Source organism: Ferrimicrobium sp. (genome assembly GCA_022690815.1).
Taxonomy (GTDB): Bacteria; Actinomycetota; Acidimicrobiia; order Acidimicrobiales; family Acidimicrobiaceae; genus Ferrimicrobium.
In genome coordinates, this window is the sequence record JALCZJ010000043.1 from 1 (window position 1) to 17,749 (window position 17,749).

At 55.5% G+C, this 17,749-nt stretch carries 8 protein-coding genes; 7 read left to right on the forward strand and 1 reads right to left on the reverse strand.

The genetic code is table 11. From position 1 onward, the window contains the following. Positions 1-479 precede the first annotated feature (479 nt). From MP439_10395 to MP439_10420, 6 genes are all read left to right on the forward strand, one after another. On the forward strand, positions 480-1,271 hold the full coding sequence (locus MP439_10395; protein MCI2976464.1) for a hypothetical protein: 792 nt from the start codon (positions 480-482) through the stop codon (positions 1,269-1,271). Between the two features lie 1,484 nt (positions 1,272-2,755). Next, positions 2,756-6,502, forward strand: a complete 3,747-nt coding sequence (locus MP439_10400) for an SNF2-related protein (GenBank protein ID MCI2976465.1) — start codon at positions 2,756-2,758, stop codon at positions 6,500-6,502. Between the two features lie 493 nt (positions 6,503-6,995). Further along, the gene (locus MP439_10405; protein ID MCI2976466.1) at positions 6,996-9,869 is read left to right on the forward strand and encodes a DUF1156 domain-containing protein; all 2,874 of its coding nucleotides are present in this window, start codon (positions 6,996-6,998) and stop codon (positions 9,867-9,869) included. A 17-nt stretch (positions 9,870-9,886) separates the two neighbouring features. Then, positions 9,887-13,198, forward strand: a complete 3,312-nt coding sequence (locus MP439_10410; GenBank protein MCI2976467.1) for a DUF499 domain-containing protein — start codon at positions 9,887-9,889, stop codon at positions 13,196-13,198. Positions 13,199-13,534: 336 nt separating this feature from the next. Next, the gene (locus MP439_10415) at positions 13,535-13,882 is read left to right on the forward strand and encodes a hypothetical protein (GenBank protein MCI2976468.1); all 348 of its coding nucleotides are present in this window, start codon (positions 13,535-13,537) and stop codon (positions 13,880-13,882) included. 108 nt (positions 13,883-13,990) lie between these two features. After that, a complete protein-coding gene (locus MP439_10420; protein ID MCI2976469.1) occupies positions 13,991-14,302 on the forward strand; it encodes a hypothetical protein in 312 nt (103 codons plus the stop codon). A 72-nt stretch (positions 14,303-14,374) separates the two neighbouring features. On the opposite strand, the gene MP439_10425 is transcribed toward MP439_10420, so the two are convergent. Continuing rightward, the gene (locus tag MP439_10425; GenBank protein MCI2976470.1) at positions 14,375-14,746 is read right to left on the reverse strand and encodes a hypothetical protein; all 372 of its coding nucleotides are present in this window, start codon (positions 14,744-14,746) and stop codon (positions 14,375-14,377) included. Positions 14,747-17,033: 2,287 nt separating this feature from the next. Here MP439_10425 and MP439_10430 point away from each other — a divergent pair. Further along, positions 17,034-17,749, forward strand: a 716-nt coding sequence (locus MP439_10430; GenBank protein ID MCI2976471.1) for a hypothetical protein, incomplete at its 3' end; no start/stop codon positions are given.

The following is a 17,749-nucleotide window of genomic DNA, read 5'->3' on the forward strand; positions in this document are numbered from 1 at the left end:
CCTGAAAGTGGCCAATGCACCCACGACATTACATGAGAAACAGACTATCGGCGCCGGTGGCACCCGACGATACTGGCCACGCGCTGCTGCTAGGCAGTATCTCGTAGTACTCAGCTGGATATGCAGATCCACGGAATGCAAGATAAGGGATCGGCTACTGGGAGTACTAATTGGCGAGAGGATTATTCAGATGGCACAGGACAGAATTGTGGGAGACGATCTTCTAGCTATTGCGCATACATTTGACGCCAAGATCACCCACCGTACTTTAGAGTTCTGGCGGAGTGAAGGGTTGTTACCCAGACCAATGCGCTCAGGACAGGCAGGCAAGAAGCCGATGTGGACATATCCTGTCCAAGCTTCCCAACAGCTCCAAAGGTTACTGCAGCTACGAAAAACGATGAGCAATCTAGATGCCCTCCGCGTGGCCCTCTGGTGCGAGAGCTACGACATTGACATCACCCTGGGTGCGCGCTTCAATGACCGCCTATCTACAAGGGTTGCGATCAACACTCGATCGGGAACTCCAGAAGCGCCTACCCGCAGAAGCCTCTGGCGACGACGCCGACTTAAGTGCAATCGAAGACCTAGCCTTTACCTTGGCTAAAAAGCGAGGAAAGGGCAGAATCCGATCCTCACGACAATCTCTACACGATCGTACCCAAGCAATTGCTCTGCTACTCAGCTTAAGCCTCAATAACGATGTTGCGGTTTCATTCGAGGCCTACACTCCAGCTCTGGAACGTATGACTGGCCTTGACCATGGCCGTCGTTCAATCGGTGGGAACCCGGGATGGCTAAACGCTCCCTATGAACAGGTCAATGAGTCGATCAAGACCTTTGGAAACTTGCGCCATCTCGTCTCAGTTCTAGAATCGTCGCCAGACGATGAGCTGGAGATGGCACGCAACCTTTGTACCACGTTACTCGATGGCCTCTTGACTGCGACGAAGATCACCGACGCCTACCACGGCAAGGCAAACGCCTTGGGTTTTGGGGGCATCCGAGCGTCAGAGGGCAATCCGGAAATCCTTGCACTTCTAATCCCCTTGCTTCTTTCTCTTCTACAATCACCTCAACAAAGGAATAACATCGAGAGCCTCACAAAGTTCCTAGAGGAAACCGTCTTGCCGGTAGGGAAACAGATGAAGGAGCTCGCGATGCTCACTGCTGAGGAACGTAGCCACCACTTGAAAGACCTGCCTAACCGTCCCTGGCGGGACCGTCTTATAATTCAGCAGGCGCTCTATGAATTTCTGGACAAGAGCTAGAGGCAGGCAGAGGATGCTCTGACAATACTTCGCTCAAGACAGGGTTTGCAGAGTGTTCGTGGGAAGGTTCCCGTTGGCAAGTGGGCGGGTCGATAAGTGACACGGCGAGCACCTATACACTGTTGTGCAAGCGTCAGATCTTGTGCCCGACTCGGGCACCCATAGCAAAGCGGGTCATTCGGTTAGCATACGATGGCAGATATCCCACGCTGTAGTGTGGCCACGTCTAGGGCGATCGCTGCATCGAATAAATTTGGAGTCTCTGTTGTGTGCTACCTCTAGCCCGGATGAGGCATTTTATTTGAGTGTTATCCACACGGTCTCCGCGATCCCACGTAGCACCGCCATCGGCGATTAGTGACATAGACTGGACCGCTTCAAACGCTACAACGTCGCCCAAACAGTAAGCGTAATGTCCAAGGACGTCGCATTTCACTAGCTCCTTTAAGTGCCTACGCAGGAGCCATGATACAGGTGTTCACGGCCGCTAAGGCAACTAGAGTCGGGCACGGCCTATATTGCGCCGCGACGCACCTAGCGGGCCTTAGCCAGGAACGACCGATCAACCCCGCTCCGGGCCCTTGCTGACACCCCTGAGGCTGTGGACTTGTGCCATAGCGCTAATAAGGGTCTTCGGAAATGAGCCGCCATCCCGTGCCAAGAGCGGCCAGGAATCGGTGGGCCGTTGATCGTTCTGAGGCTAGCTAGGCTAGGTAGGACCGTCGCGCTCAAGAGCGTTACAGCCCAACTCTCGTAAGCGGCCAGGAAGTCAGAGACTTTCTATCCGTTACGGTGCCTGTGTACCCTTGAATTGGATCCTGCTACCAAGCAAATCTAACTCATCAGCGATGACCAACAGGTCGACTACAAGGGGCTAGTCATCCGAGGTCGGTCGCCAAGGAACTCATCGAGCGCCTGGCGACTGATCACGATGCGGCCGCTTTCTCCGCACGTACGGGATACTCGCAATCTATTGTCGCTAATCATTCGCCGAACCGTGGATTCTGACAGGCCTAGCTCCTCGCTAGCCTCCTTAACACTAAAAACCTTCCTTTCGGGACCGGATTGCTGCTGGATTACTGTCATTGGGGCCTCCCTTACTAGATATCATTCCAGCTTTTAGTTGGTAAGGAAAGATGAACCCCAGGCCAGTGTCTTTGTTATTTGATCAGGTTACTCCGAGGTCTTTCGCGAGTGCCAGTCATGCCTAGAGCATCGGACGCGATACTGGTTGACTGAAGTCATTTATTTTATTTATTGCCATTGACATCAGTTGGGCAGATATCGTCACTGTGCGTTCTCGACGCAAGTGTTGTAGGTTCTCCATCCCCAGCATGTGACGACGGCGCCCCGCAGGTGTCAAGGCCACACTCCACAATGAGGGGATGCGTGAAATCGGTTGACCACTTGGGTCTCAGCATGTCGGACTTGTCCAGTCGCTATGGCGCCGAAGACTAATGCAGTTAGGCTCTCTTTACTAAGCGGTGGCCCAACGTTTTCGTCTGTCTAAGGCTGTGCAGTCAGCACTTGCTACACCCGGCCTGGCGTATATCGAGGTTCGTCAGGCCGATTACCGTCGGCTTGAACTGGAGCTAGAGTTTGAAGACATCACCGTTGCCAACATCCCACCGTCTCCTAGCTGCTCAAAGGCAGGCGTGCAGTCTCGGCTGGTCTGCTCGATGGTAAGCTCGTCTCCAATGCCCCGTCTCGAAGACCTGAAGCCCAGAACCCGCGTCGGTGGACTTACACGTAACGAGGAGGTCACCGTTGTCGAGGTCACATGGCATGGGTCTGATTGCATCGATCTTGCTTATCGGCGCGATGATGGACGCCTAGAGAGCCGATTGCTGTTTCGTAGCGATGAGGATCGTCTTGTCCTTGTCGAAAGGGGCCGTACCTTAGAGTTCAGTGGCGATGGGGCGCGCTATCGCCTTGTCGCCGAGGCCCAACGCATCCAGCTTGCGCATCTGTTTGATCCATACTTGGCGGTCAATGCCTCGATGATCGAGCCACTCCCCCACCAGATCACTGCGGTCTATGAAGAGATGATCCCTCGTCAACCGCTGCGGTTCTTGCTTGCCGACGATCCCGGTGCTGGTAAGACCATCATGTCAGGGCTCCTCATCAAGGAGCTGATGGCACGAGGCGTAGTCGAGCGTTGCCTGATCGTCGCCCCTGGGTCCCTGACCGAACAGTGGCAAGATGAACTCGCCAGCAAGTTTTCACTACCTTTTGAGATCGCAACCAATCAGGGGTTTGAGGCTTCGCTGAGTGGAAACTATTTTGTTGAACATTCGCTTGTCATTGCACGTCTCGATAAGTTAGCTCGCGCTGATCAGATCCAAGAGATGCTCGAGGAACCAGGAACCGATTGGGATCTGGTGATCTTTGATGAGGCCCACAAACTTTCGGCAACCTACTTTGGCGGAGAAGTCAAATACACCAAGCGCTATCGCTTGGGTCAGCTCCTCGCGCAGCGTTCTCGCAACTTGTTGCTTCTCACAGCTACACCCCACAACGGCAAGGATGAAGACTTCCAGCTCTTCTTGGCTCTCCTTGATGCTGACCAGTTTGAGGGGGGTTATCGCGATAGCACACGGGCCATAGATGTCAGCTACCTCATGCGTCGAGCCATCAAGGAACAACTCGTGCGCTTTGACAACACACCGCTGTTTCCAGAACGTCAGGCGATCTCGGTCTCATATCAGCTCTCTGATCTGGAGGCGAGCCTGTATCAACAAGTCACCGACTACGTTCGCCAGCAGTTCAACCGTGCTGATGCCTTGAGTGATGGCAAGCGCAAGGGAGCAGTTGGTTTTGCCCTCACGATCTTGCAACGACGTCTCGCCTCTTCCCCAGAAGCGATCTACCAGAGCCTCAAGCGCCGCAAGGAACGACTCCAGTCAAGGGCAAGGGAGCTTGAGCTACTTGAACGTGGACAGCAAGCAACGGCGCTGCAACTATCCAATTTCATCGACTCCGAGGAGATCGAGGATCTTGAAGATCTCGGCGATACCGAATTTGATGAAGATCTCACCGAGGTGCTCGATCAGGCAACAACCGCTAGGAACATCTTTGAACTCAAAACCGAAATTGAGATGCTAGAGCGACTACAGGCTTTGGCTTCGCGCGTACGAGCGTCTAGAGAAGACACGAAATGGCGCGAACTATCGTCTCTGCTTGGTCAACTCTTTCGACCTGATCAACCGAGCAATGACAAGCTAGTCATCTTTACTGAGCATCGTGATACTCTTCGTTACCTCGTCGAGCGGGTTGGCACCTACCTAGCCCAGCCCGAGGCGGTCGTTGCGATCCATGGCGGCCTCGGGCGCGTAGAGCGAGCCAAGACCCAAGAAGCCTTTGGGCAAGACCCAACCGTTAAGGTTCTGATTGCTACCGATGCCGCTGGTGAGGGCATCAACCTCCAACGGGCACATCTCATGGTGAACTACGACCTCCCCTGGAACCCAAACCGAATCGAGCAACGCTTTGGTCGCATTCACCGTATTGGCCAACGGGAGGTGTGTTACCTATGGAACCTAGTGGCGAGTGAGACACGCGAGGGCGATGTCTATCAGCTTCTGTTGAACAAGCTTCAAGAGGCCAGAGAGGCTCTTGGAGGCCAAGTCTTTGACGTACTGGGCAAGTTAAACTTCGACGGTCGCCATCTCCGCGAGTTATTGATCGACGCGATTCGCCACTCCGAACAGCCAGACGTCAAGGCTCGTCTCAAGACCACTATCGAAAGTGCCTTGGATGTTCACCACCTTGAGTCCCTCATTTTCGATCGGGCGCTCGCGACTGAGGCCTTGACCAAAGAAAGTGTCTTTCGAGTTCGAGAGGCGATGGAGCGCGCCGAGATTCGCAAGCTTCAACCGGGCTACATTAAGAGCTTCTTCCTTGAGGCATTTCACCAACTTGGCGGGACAATCTACGAGCGAGAGTCAGGTCGCTATGAGATCACCCATGTGCCTGCGAGCATTCGTAATCGAGATCGTCAGCTAGGTATCCGCGAACCAGTCCTTGCACGTTACGAACGCGTCACCTTCGACAAGGATCTCATCGCTCCTGATGGTCTCGTCCAGGCGGCCTTTCTTGCTCCTGGGCATCCGCTGCTCCAAAGCGTCATCGACCTTGAGCTCGAGACCGATCGTGACCTGCTTCGACAAGGCACCGTCTTAGTCGACGAGAACGACGAGAGTCAGAGTTTGCGGGTCCTGTTCGCTGTTGAGCATGCGATCGTCGATGGGGAGGTGCTTGCCAATGGCCAACAACGAGTCATCGATAAGCGTCTTAGCTTTATCGAATTAGACGAGGCACATCACCTAACCCACGTCAATTACGCCCCCTATCTCGACTATCGACCGCTCCAAGCCGATGACCCCACCCTCGACGATCTTCTTGGCAGCAAACAGGCCCGCTGGATCGATGATGAGCTCCACGAGATCGTGTTGGACTATGCCAACAGCCGGGTTGTCCCAAGGGCGGTCGAAGAAGTCGAGGCTATCCGTCTGCCATTGCTTGAGCGCACTGAACGTGCGGTCAAGGCTCGGCTCACAAGCGAGATCACCTATTGGGACCACAGGGCGAATCAGCTTCGAGAGGACGAGGATCGAGGCAAGGTCAACGCGCGTATCAACGCAGATAATGCCCGCAAACGAGCCAACGATTTGGCAGCGCGCCTAAAACGTCGTCTTGATTTATTAGAACATGAGCGCGAGGTGGTCCCACTTGGATCCATCATGACTGGCGCGGTCTTGATCGCCCCGATCGGTCTCGTTCGCCAACTCAAGACAGATGGCGAGCACGACCTGGCTGGTGATCGCACACGCCAAGCGGTGGTGGCTGATCGAATGGAGATTGCTGCAAGAGCTCGCGCCATTGTCATGGAACGAGAGCGCGCGCTTGGTTATGTGCCTCGTGACGTTGAGTTTGAACGTCTCGGTTACGACATTGAGAGCGTTGACCAACAGACCGGGTCAATCCGCTTCATTGAGGTCAAGGGGCGAGCCGCGGACTCAGATACCATCACCGTGACCAGGAACGAGATCCTCTATAGCCTCAACAACCCTGGTCGCTATGTGCTTGGGATCGTGTCATTCCGTGGAGACGGCTCACATAGTGAAATGTATCTCAAGCAGCCGTTTCACTCGGCTCCTGACTTTGGTGCCCAGTCGGTGAATTACTCACTGGCTGAGTTAATCACAAATGGCATCGAGGACAATGGCTAGTCGGATGGGCATGGACTACGCCAGCGATGATGAACCAGAGCGTGCTAGCGACCTTGCTGAAGGGGCCGCTCACTGGTCTTTCGAACGTTGATGAAATCTCTTCGTCAACGAACTCTTGCATGCGCGACGCGCTGCCAGTCCTAGCGAGTCCTGTTGGCCAATCACCCGCGGATGATCTTGCTCGATCCCAATGAGCCAAGTGCCAAGCTTGTAACCGTCTTGGGAGTCAGTTGCGACACGTTCTGCGATGGGCGCTATCGCCAATGACTCCGCGATCTTGTGCCCACACAGGCTCAACTGCACACCCTGCTCCGTTGGGATTTCGCGTAGGCATCAGTTTTTGGAACCTTCTGATAGCGGCGATGGCGCCAACCATGACCGTGAGCTGTCGCACCTTAGTCCTATAGTAATTGAAGGAGGATAGCCATCTAGGGCTATTCACTGTGCCGCCACGAGCGGGGCTAGTTTTGCATACATTGACAAGGGGTACCTGATGGAGCAAGTTATTGCGCCAAAAAAGCTCATCGAGGTGGCGATTCCACTCGATAGCATCAATGCCGCCTCAGCAAGGGAGAAGTCCATTCGCCATGGTCACCCCTCGACGCTGCATCTCTGGTGGGCGCGACGACCCCTTGCAACGGCGCGGGCAGTCTTGTTTGCACAACTCGTCGATGATCCATCGAGTCATCCAGACCTTTTCCCGACCGAGGAGGCCCAGAAGGTCGAGCGAGCACGACTGTTTCGTATCATCGAGGAGCTGGTCGTTTGGGAGAATACTACCAAGGAGGAGGTCCTTGGCAAAGCGCGCGCCGAGATCAGGCGTTCATGGGAACTGACGTGCAAGGCTAACGCCGAACACCCGAGGGCCTCGACTCTCTTTGACCCATCGAAGTTGCCCGTCTTTCATGATCCGTTTGCAGGTGGTGGTGCCATACCGCTTGAGGCACAGCGCTTAGGGCTCACCAGTTATGCCTCAGACCTCAATCCTGTCGCGGTGCTCATCAATAAAGCAATGATCGAGCTCCCACCAAAGTTCGCGGGTCAGCCCCCGGTAAACCCCGAGGCTCGAACCGATACGAGGCTGCTCAACCGGAGATATCGCGGTACTCAAGGTCTTGTTGATGACGTGCGCTACTACGGTCTTCGGATGCGAGACGAGGCAAAGAAACGTATCGGCGCCTTCTATCCCGAGATCGAGATCACGAAAGCGATGGTCGATGAGCGTCCAGATCTTAAACAATACTTAGGCCAATCCCTTGTCCCAATCGCCTATCTCTGGGCAAGGACAGTCAAGAGTCCCGATCCGGCCTTTCGTGACGTTGATGTGCCTCTGACTTCATCGTTTGCGATCTCCACCAAAAAGGGCAAGGAGGTCTCTGTAGAACCGGTCATCGGGGAGGATCATCGAAGTTATAAATTCGAGGTGAGGGTCGGGGGTAAACCCACCCGAGAGGGGACAATCAATCGCTCGGGTGGTGGAACTTGTCTCCTGAGTGGTGCCCCTATGCCCTTTGAGTACCTGCGAGCAGAGGGTAAGGCTGGTCGGATGGGGGCTCGGCTCATGGCGATTGTCTGTGAAGGGACCCGCGGACGGGTCTATCTTTCTCCAACGCAAGAAATTGAGGACCTAGCGCGAACGGCAAAACCTGCATGGGAGCCAGAGCTAAAGCTACCAGAACTCGCTTTGGGTTTCCGAGTTCAGCTGTATGGCATGGACACCTTCGCCTCGCTCTTTACCCCACGACAACTCTTGGCGTTGACGACCTTTTCTGATCTGCTCGGGGAGTTAAGCCACGAGATCGAACGCGATGCGATTGACGCGGGTTTGGCCAATGACCAGGTTGGGATTAATGATGGCGGGCGTGGAGCGCGTGCCTATGCCGACGCTGTCATCACCTATCTTGGTTTTGTCATCGATAAGTGTGCCGACTATTGGTCGAGCATCTGTACGTGGCATGCTCCGGGTGAGAAGATGAGGAATACCTTTAGCCGCCAAGCGATCCCGATGAACTGGGATTATGCAGAGACCGCCATCTTCTCTGGGTCTACCGGCAACTGGATGGCTATGGTCGACTGGACGTGGAAGGCGCTTGAGCGCACGCCTGGAGTTGGGGATGGACATGCCAACCAGGCTGATGCCCAAAGCCAGATGCTTTCACACAATGCCATCGTCTCGACCGATCCACCGTATTTTGACAACATCGGTTATGCCGACCTGTCTGACTACTTCTATGTATGGCTGCGCCACAATCTCTCTGAAATCTATCCAGATCTCTTTGCCACCGTCGCGGTTCCAAAGACCGACGAGCTGATCGCCACCCCGTATCGTCACGGTTCCAAGGAGAAAGCCAATGAGTTCTTCATGGACGGCATGACCAAGGCGATGCATCGCCTGGCTGAGCTTTCCCATCCTGGGTTTCCCATCACGATCTATTATGCCCTTAAGCAGTCAGAGACCGATGGTGAGTCGGGAACTACCTCGACCGGCTGGGAGACCTTCTTGGAGGCAGTGGTGAGCGCTGGCTTTGCCATCACCGGTACGTGGCCGATGAGAACCGAGCTCACCACGCGCTCCGTTGGTCGCAACGCCAATGCCCTTGCCTCCTCAATCGTTCTCGTCTGTCGAAGGCGTGACGCCACTGCGCGTCGCATCACACGTTCTGACTTTCTAGCCAAGCTCCGCGCCGAGTTCCCAAGCGCCTTTGCAAAGCTCCAAGCGGCATCGATTGCGCCGGTTGACCTTGCCCAGGCAGCAATCGGCCCAGGGATGGCGATCTTTACCTCATTTGCCGAGGTGCAGATGCCAGACGGAAGGCCGCTGCGGGTCCGCGATGCCTTAGGGATGATAAACCAGGTACTCGATGAGACCCTTGCGAAACAAGAAGGAGACTTTGAGCCCCAAGAGCGCTTGGCCATCGCCTGGTTCGAGGAGTGTGGCTTTGATGCTGGAGATTATGGACGTTGTGAGACCTTATCCAAGGCCAAAAACACGTCCATTAGCTCACTCGTAGAGGGTGGTGTCATGAAGGCCAACCAGGGCAAGGTCCGACTCTTGCGGCCACATGAATGTAGTCCCGACTGGGATCCGACACGAGACGCTCACTTATCGAGCTGGGAGGTCTTACACCAGCTCATTCGCGCACTCGAGAACGATGGGGAGCAAGCCGCCGCCTCGCTCTATGCCAAGGTACCTGATCACTACCGCGAGCCAGCACGAGAGCTCGCCTATCGACTCTATGTGTTGGCCGAGCGCAAAGGGTGGGCTAGTGAAGCTCTCTGGTACAACAGCGTGATTCAAAGTTGGCAAGAGATCGCCCGATTGAGTCGTGACACGAATCGTCAGATCTCGATCGAGAGCGAATTCTAATGTTGGAGGAGGAGTAGATGTCGATCTCGAACCACGATCGAGTAACAAGCGCGCTAGAGATGCTCAAACAAGGACTTGGTCCCTATGTCGAGCGTGAGATTAACCAGGCGAAAAGGCGTGGATTCGATGTCACCAGCCTCGGGCGCGAAAATGATCGGCTGTACATGGACCGACCAATCGCTGAGTGGGATGCGGCGGGACTCTTGCGTGCGATGTGGGATAGTTGGAATTCCGTCTTTCGCACTACTCTCGGGCACGAGGAGCGAACTCTTGTGTCGGAGTTACGCACCATCAGAGATAGGTGGGCTCACCAGCAAAGCTTCTCGTTCGACGACACCTATCGAGCCCTCGATTCAATCGCGCGCCTGCTCAATGCCGTATCTGCCGAAGCTCAGGCGAGCGAGGTAGAGCGGTCTCGAGAGGAGCTGATGCGCCTACGCTATGAAGAGCAGGCACGCAACTCGCATCGACGACTCCAGACGACAAAGACCATGGCTCACGCGGCCAGTGGTCTGCCTCCTTGGCGCGAGATCATCACTCCCCACGACGATGTTGCGCGAGGTAGCTTCAAAAATGCCGAGTTCGCCGCAGATCTTTGGCAGGTCTATCGGGGCGAGGCAGAACAGGAGTATCAGGACCCCCAGGCGTTCTTTTTGCGGACCTACCTGACGGAGTCACTCACCGGGTTGCTTGCCAACGCCTTGATACGTCTCAACGGTCTTGGCGGTGATCCGGTCGTACAACTACAGACCAACTTTGGGGGCGGTAAGACCCACGCGATGTTGGCCATCTACCAATTGGCCTCGGGGGCCGCTCTTGGCTCGTTACCAGGCATCGACGCAATTATGGCTAAGGCGGAGATCGACGAACTTCCAAAGAACATACGAAGAGTGGTTCTGGTGGGCAACAAGATATCTCCTGCCTCACCGGTCGAAAAGCCTGATGGCACTTTGGTACGCACCCTTTGGGGTGAGCTTGCCTATCAGTTGGGGGGTAAGCAAGCTTATGACCGCATAGCGCTTGACGATTTGCATGCGACGAGTCCAGGACAGGCGTTGCACGACATTCTCGCCGACTTCGGACCCGCCGTGATTTTGATCGACGAGTGGGTTGCCTATGCTCGCCAACTTCATGAAGATGCCGACTTAGCGGGCGGGAGTTTTGAGACGCAGTTCACTTTTGCGCAGACCCTCACCGAGGCGGTGACCACGGTGCCTAACGTGCTCCTCGTCGTCTCACTCCCAGCTTCGGATTCGGGTGGTGGCCAAGGCTCGCAAGACAGCGATATCGAAGTCGGTGGCGAGTTCGGTCAACGGGCTCTTGAGCGACTCCGCAATGTATTCGGCCGCATCGATTCAAACTGGAGGCCGGCGAATCAGGATGAGAGTTTTGCAATCGTGCGGCGTCGACTCTTTGATCAGATCCCAACCGACCTATATCCGAAACGAGACGCGGTCGCTCACGCCTTTGTCGAGTTCTATCAAAACGAGGGGGGGCAGTTTCCAAACACTGCCAAAGAGGCGGCCTACGAACGTGCGATCAAGGATGCCTATCCGATTCACCCTGAGGTCTTTGCCCGGCTCTATGGCGACTGGTCGACACTTCCCAGATTCCAACGCACCCGAGGCGTGCTTCGACTGATGGCGGCGGTGATTCACACACTTTGGGAAAACAATGACCAGAGCCCACTTATTCTGCCATGTCATCTCCCACTTGACAATGAGCCGGTTCGCACCGAGCTCACTCACTATCTCCCCGACCAGTGGAACCCGGTGATCGACCGAGATGTCGACTCAGAGCGATCAACAGCACGACTCATCGATAACGAGGTCACAAGTCTTGGCCGGTACCAGATTTCAAGACGAGTCATGCGTACGCTCTTCCTCGATACCGCCGCTACTCAACACTCTCATAGTCACGGGGTTGATCTCAAGATGATCAAGCTTGGCTCTATCATGCCTGGTGAAGGGGTAGGACTCGTTGATGATGCCCTACGGCGACTCGTTGACCAATCGACCTACCTGAATGCAGACGACGGACGCTACTGGCTCGATGTCCAGCCAACGGTAACACAGCTTGCCAACGAACGAATAGAGCAGATCCTTAGTGACCCCGACAAGACTCATGAGGAGCTTGCGCGCCGCATGCGCGAGATTGCACGTAACTCCTCGGCACCGATCAGGGTTCACGTATTCCCTAGTGGGCCAGCCGATATCGCTGATGAACCAAACACCCGCTTGGTAATCTTGGGTCCCGAGGCGCCAGCCAGGCCCTCCGGTGGCGGACAGAGTGAAGCCATCATGAAGGCGGAGCGGATTCTGCAGTCGCGCGGGAATGCGAATCGACGCTATCGCAATGCACTGGTGTTCCTAGCGCCAGACGAGAGTCGACTTCGTGACCTCATGGAGCGTATTGCGCGCTATCTCGCCTGGACGTCGATTTACAACGAACGTGAGGAGCTTGATCTGTCGCCCACCAGAGTCAAGCAATGCTTGGCTCAACGTGATGATGCCAATGAGCGAGCCAACGCCCAGATTCGCGAGACATTCAAATGGATCCTGGTTCCTCATCAACCACAACCACGCGATACGATGCGCATCCAAGAGCACGGTGCGACGATCGGGGGCAACGATGACCTGGTCGCCAAGGTGGTCAACAGACTAGAACGTGAAGATGAGATCATTCAGGTCCTTGGTGCCAACGTCCTTCGTCGGCTTCTCGATGAGATCCCGCTCTGGCCGCAGGGAACCATCTTGATTAGCGAGTTGATGGAATACTTTGCTAGCTATGTCTACCTACCCCGGCTGCTGAGCTCCGAAGTCTTACTCCGAGCCATCGAGAGCGGAGCCAGCGATCTTATGTGGGATACAGATACGTTTGCCTACGCGGAGTCCTGGGATGAGGTCAAGCAGCGCTTTGTTGGCGTGAAGGCGGGCCAGGGCATCTCACTGTCGCCTGGTGACCCAGGGATGCTCGTGCGACCCGATCTCATCAAGGAGCAGCTACCAGCTGACCCGGCCACCCCAGCGCTCGCACCAATCCAGCCTCGCGAGGCCAATCAGGAGTCATTGAGCGGGTCGAGACCGAAGAAACCAAGCCGCTACCATGCCAGGGTTGAGCTCGATCCCTTGCGATCATCCGAGGCATCGAACATCTACAAAGAGGTGATTACCCACCTCACTGGCTCTATTTCTCGGACCGGCAGCGTACGCGTCTATTTGGAGATCGAAGCCGTCGATGAGGAAGGGTTTGATGACAACATCGTAAGGGTTGTGCACGAAAACGGGACAACGCTCAAGTTCATGACACAGGGATTTGAGGATGCATAGCCCAAAATTCACGTCGACGCTGAGACCCACCTCTCGCGCGCAGCTGTTCGGATTGCCGTAGATACAACCCGGATGTCCGATGCTGCAATCGACGCGAATCGGTGCTTGAATGACGCATGGCGACGGCTTCATCAAGAGCACCAGAGCACACACCCCACATGATCCAGGCGAAGGCGATCCGTGTTCACGCAACAGCGTCTGGGCCAAGCTCTGCCCAAAGTAGCCCTGGGACTACAAGGGCAGCCGCACAGACCGACCAGCGCCAACGGCGATATCCCAAGTGGGCAGCCAGAAGGCAGGTACATTATGCCTGGGGACTGCGCTCCATGGCGTTTGATGGCCCAAGCGGTCGCTAGCGTTGGAGCCATGTCAGCAACGTCGGGGACGCAAATTAGTTGGCTGGGACAAGAACTTGATGCGCATGATGTCGTGATGCTTGGTGCAGGCTTTTCTAAGGCCGTTGCCTGCCACTTTCCGTTCATTGACGAGCTCGGCAACGACGCGCTTGATAAGGCCAAGGTGCCCAAAGGTGAACGCCCCATGGAGAGCGAGGGATTCGAGGCATGGCTATGGCGAATAGGCGAAGACCAGCCTTATCGCACAGCTGCGGAGAACCTCAACGCCAGACAGCTGTTCTTGCGAGTCAGTGACGCCATCGCAAAGGTCATGGGGGGCCGACAGTAGCAGGCCTTTAAAGGTGCACTTCCCAGCTGGCTCGGCGACCTCAACAGTGTGCTTCATGCGCGCCAGGCGACGATACTGAGTTTCAACTATGACAATGTAGTGCAAGGTTTGGTTGATGACCTGTGTCTTGGGGATTGGAGTGGAGGCAACATTGGACAGCTCGTGACCAGCGACGATATCGTGGATCACCTCCCGCCTCGAGCGCTAGTGTCAAACGCCTATTGGGGTGCTGGTCAAGTTGTTCAGAGTCTGCGTCTGCTCAAGCTACATGGCTCCCTCTCGTGGTATTGGAACCCCGACGACGCCACCGGTGTTACTATGGCACGTTGGCTTATCCCTGGATTTGGCAAGCCCTTTGTACAAGACTCAGATGCCAGACGATGGGCTTTGCCGGGTCGGGTAGGATTTATCGTTCCTTAAACAGCCACCAAGTCGTTCTATCTCACGAACTCGGCGGTTCGCAAGTCATGGGACCGAGCACGAACAGCTTTGTCACTGGCCAAGCGTCTCATCATCATCGGCTATTCCATGCCGCCAGAGGACCACGTTGCCAGCGGGATGATCATCGAGGCGCTCAAGGGACGGACGGTCGAGGTGATCATCGTGGATCCCTGTGCAGAGCAAGTCAAGGACCGGCTCACACGCCTTGACCTTGGTTCCGCAGTAGAACTCTGTTTCGATGGATTCGACTGCGTCAAGGATTTCGCCCAATGGTATCGCGATGAGCAAGCCAAGCAAGTGGTAGAGTCTTTGCGCACGTGGGCTGAGAAAGAGCTTGATCCCCGGGGTGCCCCTAGCACGAACATAGGGCCCGAAAAGCATACGCTCGGCCCTGAGAGTGAAGTGAAAGTTAGTTGGGGTCACTCCTATGGCTTGCAAGGGCGCGACCAGCCGAGAGGTCCTTCCCCCCCTTTGTTGATCTCACTAATATCAAAGCGCCATCCAACGGTGACCTACAGATATTCGTTACTCAAAAGTTTGCACAGGGGATTGACCAGTCCCATTTCGCAACCCTACTGCGGAGCCTCACAGAGACCAAAGACGTGCAACAACTCGTCGTGCACACGGATCAGGACTTCCCAGTCGTGGACTGTTGTATTGGTTTGCCCATGAAGAATAGTCAAGAAGCGGCGCTCAACTCCGGCCGCTGCCTCACCCTTAACTCTTCGATGCGTTGACTGGGCCATGCATGCTTGGGATTTGGAGCATGGGCAAGGCTTGTCTCGGTTCCTGCGTAGCCTTAGTACTGCGGGTCACGGACCCAACGGGTTGGCCTGTGTGGTAGCTGATCATTCGTGTTCAGTGCGCCCGGTGCGGAGCCTTCGATGTATGTGCAAATGTTGTGTACGGTCTACTGCAACCAGCCTCGGTGCACTTGAGAACCGGATGAACGAACCGGGTCTGATGGCTAGGGCCAGCGATGTTTACAGCAAGGCTGGCAGGAGGCACCAGAGTGTTCTACGAGCAGGGAGCGGGTTCGGTCCCAACTCCCATGGTTTAGGTGTTGGCACCAATTGACTAGGCCGTGTGACCTTGATGATCCCCTAGACGCGACGGGCATCCTTGATACCTCTCTCATCTCTAAGGAGCAGTCATTCGCCGATCGTTAGGCCACTCGCTGATAGCTTCCCAACTTGCGGAGATCGATCCCGAGAAAGCTAAGACAGGAGCAGCACGAGTAAGAGAAGCTAGCTCATAGTACCCGATGAGAAGGGTCATTAATGACATCAACAAGTACCCAGGAGGCCTCGATTCGCCGGGTAGCCTGAGCAAGAGCGTTACAGCCGACCACTCGTAAGGACCAGGAGAAGTCAGCGGCCCCCTCCCCGATGCTGCTGCCAGTGTGTCCGTGAGTTAGATCCTGCCACGAAGCGCGTCTAACTCATGGGCGATGGTCAACAGATCAACTACAAGGTGTTATTCATCCTGAGGTCGATCACCAAGGAACTGATCGAGCGCCTTGCGACTGATCACAATGCGGCCGCTTTCTCCGCACGTGCGGGATACTCGCAATTCCTTTCTGTTAATCATTCGCCGAACCGTGGATTCTGACACTCCTAGCTTTTTGCTAACTCCTGCAACGTCATAAGCCCCCTTTCCGGGGCGGGATTGGCTTTTCTTGAAAGCCTTTTTACTGCGTTTCTTCCGCGACGACCCCACTAGAGCCTCCTTTACCATGACGGTCACGGGCTAAGGACAGACCCCCAGGTCAACGGTTTCTAGTTGACGTCGGTTTATTCGAATCCATTCTTTAGCCCTACTTAACTAGGGATCCTTCGGCGAAGATCAGGGTCGACTTAAGTTACTGTTGGGGATCCATCGCCACTGTGCGTTCTGGGCGCGAGCGTTGTCGGTCTCGGTGTTCGATCATTGCTGAAGAAAACAGCCTTGATCTGGTATTATGGCATAGGAGTAGGTGCTGGTCTCACTCTTGGGACGTGCTCGCGTGACCCGGACTGCGCTTGTTGTCCTCATCGTTGGCGATGAGGTGTTGTGGCGGGGATAACGAGACCTCTGATGCTCACTGGCGTCAACTATTGGCGCCGATACCATGCCAGTGGCGACCAACGTCAGCGAGCACCAATCGATCACGACCCCGATCCTCACTCACTAGATCACCAAGTGAGTCGCTGCCATGCGATCTGGGACTTGGATAACGGTTTGATCGATTTATCGAGTTAACCAGCTTGGCGATCACTTTGATCGACATTGCCGTTAGACGCCGTCTCAAGCGTGACCACACTGATACTGAGACTCGGGTGCACGCTCCCTGATGGGATTCCTGGGATAGGGCGAGAGTGCTGGGACTTGGTTGGTTGTCAACCGTGATGACAAGGTGTGGAGGCTGGTGTGCCTTGTTGGTTGTGACCGGTATCGAATTCGATGAGATCTCGCCCTAAGTAGAGCGAGCTGATCGCTGAGTCGTGAGCCCGGTGATCGTCTGTTCCACCGGGTCTCAAAGGACCCCCGATGGTCAGTACCGCACAGAAGCGGTACGACCGTGACGGTATCGGGGTTGTGACGCCCTTTATTCTCTCTGTCACCATAGGAAAGCGAAGCAATCTTTGGCTCTGTCATGTCCATAGCGACGCATGGCGGCAAGCGATGCTAACCTTGGTGCATGAATGTCGCGACTAAACGGGGGGGGCCTGTGATTAGCACAAAGAGCGCACTTGAGGAGGCTATTGGCAACAACACTCGGGCAGGGGAGCCAACACGCATACGTCCCGGCGATAGACCGGCACCGGTCTCAGCAGCATCCCTCATGGAGATCCTGCGCTCACGAAGCTACGGTGACAAAGGGTTGGTCCTCATTGGTGCCCACATCACAGGCCAGTTTGACTGTTCAGACCTCACAATCACTGCCCCTTTAAGGCTCCTTAGTTGCTCATTTGAACTACCTCCAATCCTCGCCCGCGCCCAGCTCCACCTTCTCGATCTACGGCGGAGCACCATGCCAGGGCTCGTGATGAATGGTGCAATGGTGAAACACCACCTGCTCCTACGTAAAGCAAAAATCGGTCCCCGCAATCGTCGGGGCTCCGCCATAAGCGCCAACAATCTGCATGTCTCCCAAGAGGCCGACTTCCGCCACCTCATTGTAGACGGCGAGGTTCGCCTTCCCGGGGCTACCATCGGTGGCCAGCTCAACTGCTCGAGGGCAACGCTTACCAACAAGGACAAGAACGGATATGCCCTTTCCATGCACGAAGCAGAGGTGAAGGGGAGTGTCATCCTGAAGAACGGGTTCAGAGCAAATGGCGAGGTTCGCCTTCTCGGGGCTACCATCGGTGGCCAGCTCGACTGCTCGGGGGCAAAGCTTACCAACAAGAACGGATATGCCCTCGCCATGGACGGAGCAGAGGT

Bases quoted from the DNA above. Each gene is read 5' to 3' on its own strand.
- MP439_10395 (MCI2976464.1), top strand. From the start codon at position 480: ATGACCGCCTATCTACAAGGGTTGCGATCAACACTCGATCGGGAACTC.
- MP439_10405 (MCI2976466.1), top strand. From the start codon at position 6,996: ATGGAGCAAGTTATTGCGCCAAAAAAGCTCATCGAGGTGGCGATTCCA.
- MP439_10410 (MCI2976467.1), top strand. From the start codon at position 9,887: ATGTCGATCTCGAACCACGATCGAGTAACAAGCGCGCTAGAGATGCTC.
- MP439_10415 (MCI2976468.1), top strand. From the start codon at position 13,535: ATGGCCCAAGCGGTCGCTAGCGTTGGAGCCATGTCAGCAACGTCGGGG.